Annotated in this window: 8 protein-coding genes; 5 read left to right on the top strand and 3 right to left on the bottom strand. The window is 67.4% G+C overall.

The window, feature by feature from the left end; genetic code table 11:
• The 3 genes from ACHFFA_RS08915 to ACHFFA_RS08905 all read right to left on the bottom strand — a co-directional run.
• Positions 1 to 453 (bottom strand): AMP-binding protein (locus ACHFFA_RS08915; protein ID WP_394270499.1); only part of this gene is annotated, 453 nt, incomplete at its 3' end.
• A 102-nt stretch (positions 454 to 555) separates the two neighbouring features.
• Complete coding sequence (locus ACHFFA_RS08910) at positions 556 to 2,262, bottom strand: gamma-glutamyltransferase family protein (protein ID WP_394270498.1); 1,707 nt, start codon at positions 2,260 to 2,262, stop codon at positions 556 to 558.
• 10 nt (positions 2,263 to 2,272) lie between these two features.
• On the bottom strand, positions 2,273 to 3,304 hold the full coding sequence (locus tag ACHFFA_RS08905) for a quinone-dependent dihydroorotate dehydrogenase (protein WP_394270497.1): 1,032 nt from the start codon (positions 3,302 to 3,304) through the stop codon (positions 2,273 to 2,275).
• Positions 3,305 to 3,442: 138 nt separating this feature from the next.
• Between ACHFFA_RS08905 and ACHFFA_RS08900 the strand changes: the two genes are divergently transcribed.
• The 5 genes from ACHFFA_RS08900 to ACHFFA_RS08880 all read left to right on the top strand — a co-directional run bounded on the left by ACHFFA_RS08900 (position 3,443) and on the right by ACHFFA_RS08880 (position 7,240).
• Complete coding sequence (locus tag ACHFFA_RS08900) at positions 3,443 to 3,853, top strand: SUF system Fe-S cluster assembly regulator (RefSeq protein ID WP_394270500.1); 411 nt, start codon at positions 3,443 to 3,445, stop codon at positions 3,851 to 3,853.
• The gene (sufB, locus tag ACHFFA_RS08895) at positions 3,850 to 5,358 is read left to right on the top strand and encodes a Fe-S cluster assembly protein SufB (protein ID WP_394270496.1); all 1,509 of its coding nucleotides are present in this window, start codon (positions 3,850 to 3,852) and stop codon (positions 5,356 to 5,358) included. The genes ACHFFA_RS08900 and sufB overlap by 4 nt, the downstream gene beginning before the upstream one ends.
• 219 nt (positions 5,359 to 5,577) lie before the next feature.
• Positions 5,578 to 6,114, top strand: coding sequence for an endonuclease domain-containing protein (locus tag ACHFFA_RS08890; protein ID WP_394270495.1), 537 nt, complete (start codon positions 5,578 to 5,580; stop codon positions 6,112 to 6,114).
• Positions 6,114 to 6,869: a Fe-S cluster assembly ATPase SufC gene (sufC, locus tag ACHFFA_RS08885; protein ID WP_394270494.1), complete on the top strand. Its 756-nt coding sequence runs from the start codon at positions 6,114 to 6,116 to the stop codon at positions 6,867 to 6,869. Before ACHFFA_RS08890 ends, sufC begins: the two co-directional genes overlap by 1 nt.
• Positions 6,866 to 7,240: a hypothetical protein gene (locus tag ACHFFA_RS08880; RefSeq protein ID WP_394270493.1), complete on the top strand. Its 375-nt coding sequence runs from the start codon at positions 6,866 to 6,868 to the stop codon at positions 7,238 to 7,240. Before sufC ends, ACHFFA_RS08880 begins: the two co-directional genes overlap by 4 nt.
• The last annotated feature ends 61 nt before the right edge of the window (positions 7,241 to 7,301 follow it).

Genomic DNA, 7,301 nt, shown 5'->3' with positions numbered 1-7,301 from the left:
CCCCCCGCTCTGGAACTGGCGCAGGGAATCGATCGGAATGATATGCTCCGCCGTCCCGGTCCGGATGACTGCGGGGATCAACGGGACCGACAGCTTCTCGGTCGATACGATCACTGCCCGCGCACCCGAATTGTCGAGGATATGGGCGTGATCGCGCTCGGTATTGGTGGTGTAAGCTGGCACCGTGATGCAGCCGGCGGCCATGATGCCGAGGTCGGCAATACACCATTCGGGGCGGTTCTCGCTGACCAGGCAGACCCGGTCCCCATCGTTGAGGCCGATGCGCCGCAGGGATTGCGCCAGCAGGCAGACCCGGTCGGCCGCCTCGCCCCAGGTGATCGTCTGCCAGCTGCTGCCGACCTTCGCCCCGAGAAATACACGATTGCGCCGGTCGTCGGCGCGCTTCAGAAACAGTTCGACGAGATTGTTGGCGGAATCGATATCCGACAGCACAGGCAGGCTCCTCTCGCAGGCGTTGTCCGGCTCACGCGGATTTGGAGCAGCGGTTAGGCGCACTGTGCGGCCGGGGCAAGCCGGGGCAAAGGCACCCTCGCATCAAGGCAGGTCGAGCTGTCCCTCGAGCCGCGGATCGCGGGCGCTGGACCAGCCTTGCCCCGTGCGCAGCACTGCACCGCCCTTGACCGGTGCCTCGGCAATGGTGACGCCGAGATGACCGAGCGCTCGAAAAGCTTCCGCCGAACCCTCCAGCCAGGTGCCCTTCTCGAGCAGGATCTGGTCCCCCATGGCCATCAGGAACGGCATGCCGAGGGCATCGCGTGCCGACAGCCCGAAGTCGATCACACCGATGATGCTGCGCGCGGTCTGCACCGGTATCGTGCTGCCTCCGGCTGCGCCGATCGCCAGCAGCGGGCGTCCGTCCGGATCGTAGACGATGGTCGGTGCCATCGAGCTGCGGGGCCGCTTGCCCCCCTCGACCCGGTTGGCAACGGGCCGCCCCCCTACCTCCGGCGAGCGGCTGAAATCGGTCAGCTCGTTATTGAGGAAGAAGCCCTGCACGGTAAGCCCCGAACCGAAGGCGCTCTCGATCGTGCTGGTGTAGCTGACCAGCGTCCCCGCTCCGTCCACGGCAGAGATATGCGAGGTGCCGCGTTCTGCCGGCTCGTCCCCGTCGGCGCGGGCTTGCGGGGCGCCGCGCGGCCGCCCGGCGACCACTTTGTCGATACGTGAAGCGGGTGCGATGAGGGCGCTGCGTCCGGCGATGTATCGAGGGTCGACCAGTCCGTCGACCGGCACGCTGACGAAGTCGCTGTCGGCAAGATACAGTTCGCGATCGGCATAGGCGAGCCGCTGCGCTTCGAGGAACAGATGCCAGGTCACCGGGTTCTGCGGCCCCAGCGCCGCAAGGTCGAACCGTTCGAGCGAGCCGAGGATCTGCAGGACGGCGATGCCGCCCGAGGTGGGCGGACCCATCGAACAGACCTTGTGTCGGCGATAATCGAGGCAAACCGCCGCGCGATCCTTGGCCTCGAAGCGCGCGATGTCGGCCGCGGTCATCGCCCCGGGCCGGGGGGTGTCGGCAGCCACGGTGGCGGCGATGTCCTGTGCCAGCGAGCCGCTGTAGAACGCCTCCGGCCCCTGCGCCGCAATTCTCTCGAACGTACGGGCAAGCGCCTCGTTGCGGACCACCGACCCGACCGGGCGAACGCTACCGTCTGCGGTGAAGTACAGCGCCCGTGTATGATCCGAACGATCGCGCAGGTTGCCCATCTGCACCAGGCTCTGATGCAGACGCGGATTGATCGCGAAGCCGCCGCGGGCCAGCTGGATCGCCGGGCCGAACAACCTCTCCCAAGGCAGCTTGCCGTGCGCCTCGTGGGCTTTGGCGGCGAGCGCGATGTTGCCCGGCACCCCGACGCTGAGCCCGCTGGCGACGGAGGCGCGATAATCGGGCAACGAACCGTCGGGGGCGAGGAACCAGTCGGGCGTGGCCCCGCCGGGTGCGGTTTCGCGGCCGTCGATCGTCGTCACCGCGCCCTCGGCCGTTCCCCGTACCAGAAACCCCCCGCCCCCGATGCCGGAGCTTTGCGGTTCGACCACGGTCAGCGCCAGCATCGTGGCGATCGCGGCGTCGGTAGCGCTGCCGCCCTGTCTCAACATCTCCTCGCCCGCCGCCTGCGCCCGCGGATCGGCGGCGCTGACCGCGCCGGCCATAGCCGCCGGGGGCGTGGCAGGAGCGGGACGGGTCGCGCAGCCGGCAAGGGCAAGCGCGGCGGCGATGGGGGCAAGGAACCGGTGCGACATTCCTTGCGGGCTATTCGCTTCCGACCGCCTCTGCAATCGAGGAAAACCCGTCGCGCCGCATCAGGCGCTCGATCCCGCGCACGATCCGGCGCGGGAGCCCCGGCCCTTCGTAGACCATTGCGCTGTACAGCTGCACCAGGCTGGCGCCCGCCCGGATACGCTCCCAAGCGTCCTCGGCCCTGGCGATCCCGCCAACCCCGATCAGCGGGATCGCCCCGCCGGTCGCCACCCGGAAATCGCGCAGCCGCTGAAGCGCCAGCGACTTGAGCAGCGCGCCCGACAGGCCCCCCGCCTCTTCGCCGTGCCGCTGGATGCCGGCCGGACGCTCGACCGTCGTATTGGCCACGATCAGCGCGCCCAGCGCCTTGTCGCTGGCGATCCGCGCGATCGCGTCGATGTCGGCCGGCTGAAGATCGGGCGCGACCTTGAGGAACACCGGGGTCGCCGCCCCGCCCCGCGCGGCCAGCACGGCATCGAGCAGGTCGGCCAGCTGGCTTTCATCCTGCAGCGCGCGCAGGCCCGGGGTGTTGGGACTGGAAATGTTGACCGCGATGTAGCTGGCGATCGGCGCTGCCATTGCCGCCATGATGGCATAATCCGCCACCCGGTCGCCGCTGTCCTTGTTGGCGCCGATGTTGACGCCGACGATCCCGCCGCGCCCCCGCCGCAGCACCAACCGCTGCGCCGCCGCCCGCGCACCGCCGTTGTTGAACCCCATCCGGTTGATGACCGATCGCTCCGCGGCCAGGCGGAACAGCCGCGGCCGGGGGTTGCCGGCTTGGGGAAGCGGGGTGATCGAGCCGACCTCGACGAAGCCGAAACCGAGGCCGAGCAGCGCGTCGGGCACCTCGGCATCCTTGTCGAAGCCGGCCGCGATGCCGAGCGGATTGGGAAAGCGCAATCCCGCGATCTCGACCTCGAGCACCGCGGAATGGCGAGGCGCGGCCCGCCGCGGCTGGCGTTTGAGCGCCGCGATCGTCAGCCGGTGCGCGCGTTCCGGATCGAGAGCGAACAAAGCGGGGCGAAGCAGCGGATAGAGCATCGCCGCCGGCTATGCAGGAGGGCTTTCGCGCTGTCGAGCAGAGGCCCTTTGCTAACGACTCGCAACAGGCGGCAAATGCTTGAACGGCGTGCCGCCGGCTCTACATGGCAATTCGGAACGATTTGGTCCGATATGACGATGCGCCTTTCCAAACTTGCCGACTACGCCGTGGTGGTCATGTGCGAAGCTGCCCGCCATTGCGGCGGGGGGCGGATCTCCGCGTCCGCGCTTGCCGGGGCGACCGGGCTGCCGGTGCCCACGGTGCAGAAGCTGGTCAGCCGCCTGACCGCGGCCGGCCTGCTGCGCTCGGTTCGCGGAGCGCAGGGCGGATTTCAGCTCGGTCGTCCCGCGGCCGCGATCAGCCTTGCCGACATCATCGAGGCGATGGAAGGCCCGATCGCGCTGACCGTCTGTCACGAGGAAGACCGCTGCCCGGTCGATAGCGGATGCCGTGTCCGCCCCCACTGGCGCGGCGTCAACGAGGCCGTTCGCGGCGCACTGGCGGGGGTCTCGCTCACCGCGCTCGCCCGGGAAAAGGAATACGCATGACCGCCCCACTCCAGCTCAAGGTCCACGAGGACGATGTGCCGGTCCAGGATCGCGAGGCGCGCGAAGCGGCGGCAAAGGCAGCCGAGTACGAGTTCGGCTTCCACGCCGATATTGATACCGAATTCGCGCCCAAGGGCCTTGATGAAAGTACCGTGCGCTTCATCAGCGCCAAGAAGGGCGAGCCCGAATGGATGCTCGACTGGCGCCTCAAGGCCTTTCGCCTGTGGCAGCAGATGGACGAACCCGACTGGGCGAAGCTGGGCTATCCGGCGATCGACTATCAGGACGCCTATTACTATGCCGCGCCGAAGAAGAAGGCCGAGCTTGCCAGCCTCGACGAGCTCGATCCCGAGATCAAGTCCGTCTACGACCGGCTCGGCATCCCGGTGGCGGAACAGGAGGTGCTGGCAGGCGTCAAGGGCGCGCGCAAGGTCGCGGTGGATGCCGTGTTCGACAGCGTCAGCGTCGCCACCACCTTCCGCGAGGAGCTGAAGCGCGCCGGGGTCATCTTTCTCTCGATCAGCGAGGCGGTGCGCGAATATCCCGTGCTGGTGAAGAAATGGCTGGGCAAGGTGGTGCCGCAGAACGACAATTTCTTCGCCACCCTCAACAGCGCGGTCTTTTCGGACGGCACCTTCGTCTACATCCCCGAAGGCGTGCGCTGCCCGATGGAGCTATCCACCTATTTCCGCATCAATGCCGAGAACACCGGCCAGTTCGAGCGCACGCTGATCATCGCCGAAAAGGGCAGCTATGTCAGCTATCTGGAAGGTTGCACCGCGCCGATGCGCGACGAGAACCAGCTCCACGCCGCGGTGGTCGAGCTGGTCGCGCTGGACGATGCCGAGATCAAGTATTCGACCGTGCAGAACTGGTATCCCGGCAACGCGCAAGGCGTGGGCGGGATCTACAATTTCGTCACCAAGCGGGGCCTGTGCCAGGGTGCGCGCAGCAAGATCAGCTGGACGCAGGTCGAAACTGGCAGCGCGGTAACGTGGAAATACCCCAGCTGCGTGCTCAACGGCGAGGACAGCGTGGGCGAGTTCTACTCGGTCGCCGTGACCAACAATTACCAGCAGGCCGATACCGGCACCAAGATGATTCACAACGGCAAGGGCAGCCGCTCGACGATCATCTCCAAGGGCATCAGCGCGGGCAAGTCGAACAACACCTACCGCGGGCTAGTGCGCGTCGCCGCCAATGCCGACGGGGTGCGTAATTTCACCCAGTGCGACAGCCTGCTGCTGGGCGACAAATGCGGTGCGCACACCGTGCCCTACATCGAGGTCAGGAACCCCGGCGCCCAGATCGAGCACGAGGCGACCACCAGCAAGATTTCGGACGACCAGCTGTTCTACGCCATGCAGCGCGGGCTGGGGCAGGAGGAAGCGGTGGCCCTGATCGTCAACGGCTTCGCCAAGGACGTGCTCAAGGAGCTGCCGATGGAATTCGCGGTCGAAGCGCAGAAGCTGCTGGCGATTTCGCTCGAGGGGAGCGTGGGGTGACGAGAATTCACGGTTCATTACTCGTAATTTCTGGCGCGCTCCTATGGCTTCTGGTCTGGGGATTTGCTGCTGGGTGGGCAGGTGAAATCCGGTTCTTCCCAGATATCGATAACGGTGTCGGAGAATGGCTTCCGTTCGCGCTCTTCTATTACGCTGGCCCCGTGATCACGCTGTGGGGCGTATGGACCCTGATCCGACTGTTAATGCGAAGGACAGTCGATGACTGATCGCAAGACCCTCCAGCTCCGCACTCCCTCAGAGACCGCCGACGCCACCCCTGCGCTCAAGAAGAAGGGGCGCGGATGGGAGATTTCCGAGAAGCGGCTCGACGTGCTGCACGAGCAGGCGCGCGAGAAGCGGCGGCATTCGAGTCCGGCACACAAGGCGCTGGCGGCGAAGTTTGCCGGGGCCGATCTCGGGCGCTACAAGTTCACCCGCCACGCCGTCGTCGGGAGCGCGATCGTGGACTTCGTGTCGCACAATCTCGGCCTTGCGATCATGATCGACGAGGAGGGCGCAGACGAGGCGCTCGCCCGGCGGCGCGACAAGAGCCTCGAGGCGGTCGGCCTCAAGATCGAGCGGGTGGCGGCGGCAGACATCCTGGCCGACATCGACGCCGTTCTCCAGCGCCTTACCATAACGATGCGCGCCTGCCTTGCCGAGCGCAAGGCCCGCGCCCGCGCCCATGCGGCGGCCAACCCCAACCAGCACTATTCGCGGCCCAACCGCAGCGGCGGCCCGCGCAGGAACGATTGATGCTCCAGATCACCGACCTTCACGCCACCATTGCCGACAAGCCGATCCTGAAGGGCCTCTCGCTCACCGTCGCGACGGGCGAGATCCATGCGATCATGGGGCCCAACGGCGCGGGCAAATCGACCCTTTCCTATGTCCTTGGCGGACGCCCGGGCTACGAGGTCACTGGCGGCTCGGCCACGTTCAACGGGGAAGACCTGCTTGCGCTCGACCCGCACGAGCGCGCCGCTGCCGGGCTGTTCCTCGGGTTCCAGTATCCGGTTGAGATCCCCGGCGTCTCCAGCCTCCAGTTCCTGCGCGAGGCGCTCAATTCGCAGCGCAAGGCGCGCGGCGAGGACCCGCTCACCGGCGGCGAGTTCCTCAAGCTTGCGCGCGAGAAGGCGGCGCTGCTGAAGCTCGATCCCGAACTGCTCAAGCGTCACGTCAATGTCGGCTTTTCGGGCGGCGAGAAGAAGCGCGCCGAGATGGTCCAGATGGGCATCCTCGATCCGGCGTTCGCCGTGCTCGACGAGACCGACAGCGGGCTCGACATCGACGCGCTGCGGGTGGTCGGCGAGGGCATCAACGCGATCATGCGGCGGCCGGACAAGGGAGTGCTCCTTATCACCCACTACCAGCGCCTGCTCGACTACGTCCGGCCCGACCGGGTGCACATCCTGAGCAGAGGGCGCATCGTGCGGAGCGGCGGCCCCGAGCTCGCGCGCCAGCTCGAAGCCGAAGGCTACGAGAGCCTTTCCGGGGCGGTGACGGCATGAGTGTGCTGGCCGCTCTCGCGCTGGCTGCCGCGCCCGCCGCCGAACCCGTGGCCCTGGCGGCCGACCAAATCGTCGTCATCGGCGAGCGCTTGAAGACCTGGCGAGGTAAGTGGCGAACCGACAAGGGCGCGGCGAGGTGCCAAACCACCAAATCCACCGGCGACCGCGAGATCGATGCCATCGGTTGCAGCGCGCTCGAGGCTTGTGTCACCCCCCTGATCCCGCGGATGCAGGCGATCGCCGCCAGCAAAGCGCCCAGGGCGGAGCGAAATCGCCTGATGCAGGCGGCGAGCCAGCCGATCGGACCGTGCCTGGTCGAGCGGCGCGGCGACGGAATCGCCGCGCTCGCCGAGCGGAGGGCCGGGGCATGAAGTGGCTCGCCCTCCCCGCACTGTTGCTCCTCGCGCAGGGCGCGATCGCGCAAGCGCACGC

The organism is Qipengyuania sp. (genome assembly GCF_043423005.1).
Taxonomy (GTDB): Bacteria; Pseudomonadota; Alphaproteobacteria; order Sphingomonadales; family Sphingomonadaceae; genus Qipengyuania.
Note: the sequence above shows the minus strand (reverse complement) of the source record. Positions and strands in the feature narration are given on the sequence as shown.